This window comes from Pauljensenia sp. UMB3104 (genome assembly GCF_030217285.1).
Lineage (GTDB): Bacteria > Actinomycetota > Actinomycetes > Actinomycetales > Actinomycetaceae > Pauljensenia.
This window is the reverse complement of record NZ_JASONN010000372.1, coordinates 1-261: the sequence shown is the minus strand read 5'-3', so window position 1 is coordinate 261 and position 261 is coordinate 1. Positions and strand designations below refer to the sequence as shown.

General features: G+C 59.4%; 1 pseudogene. It reads right to left on the bottom strand.

The features are described from left to right. Nucleotides 1-261 (bottom strand): annotated as a pseudogene (locus tag QP415_RS12070) (YbjN domain-containing protein); the annotation flags it as partial.

The window sequence follows — 261 nt, the reverse complement described above, 5'->3', positions numbered from 1 at the left end:
ACTGTCGATACGCCAGGCCCATCCCTCAGAGTCAAAAAGGAGCCCTAAGCGCTCCTGCGTGATGGGACGAACCATATCGAAACGATTGGCCTCAAACTCCGAATTACCCGTGACAATTCCTTCCGGAGGTGCTGCGTTGCTACCCTCCCATTGTTCCATATCAGGGGCGATATCGTCTGGCAGATCGCGGCGGCGAGGCGTCTCCTCGCCGTCGGTTCCACCGTCGGCATCCGCCCGCCATAGCCAGCCCATGATGATCCC